The 559-nt window shown below is 36.0% G+C and carries 1 protein-coding gene; it reads left to right on the forward strand.

Features of this window, described 5'->3' with window-relative positions:
• A partial coding sequence (locus ACFIO5_RS13305; protein WP_375705670.1) for a flavin reductase occupies window positions 1-441 on the forward strand: 441 nt, incomplete at its 5' end.
• Between the last annotated feature and the right edge of the window lie 118 nt (window positions 442-559).

Consider the following 559-nt stretch of genomic DNA (forward strand, 5'->3'; position numbering starts at 1 on the left):
GGAGCTGTGCATATTGTGACAACAAATGGCATTAAAGGAAAGCGTGGGGTGACAATTTCAGCATGTTGTTCTTTATCTGATGATCCTCCAACACTTCTTGTTTGCCTCATGCGCCATAACCTCAAGAATCATTTGTTTATAGAAAATGGGAACTTTTGTGTGAATAGTTTGGCTGGAAAACACCGTTCACTAGCGGATATTTTTTCTAGGCGTTACAATTTTACACAAAATGAGCGTTTTGATAGGACTCAATGGGGAACTTTGCAGACGGGAGCGCCTAGTCTTTCAGATGCTTTAGCATCTTTTGATTGTCGTTTGATTTGTTGGCATGAGCATGCAACCCATTACATTTTGATTGGTGAAGTTATTGCAATTAACCGTAATCAAGAGAAAGATGCTTTGATATATTTGAATCGTGGGTATCATACTCTGCCTTTATAAAGTTAAATATTGGGATGATTTGTTGTTATTAAGTTTAGATTATTAGCTAAAATTATTCGCTTAATTTCCAATGTTTGCATTTTCCTATTTTATAGGTTTTGGAGTATGTGTAGAAATG

This window comes from Bartonella sp. AA86SXKL (assembly GCF_042196885.1).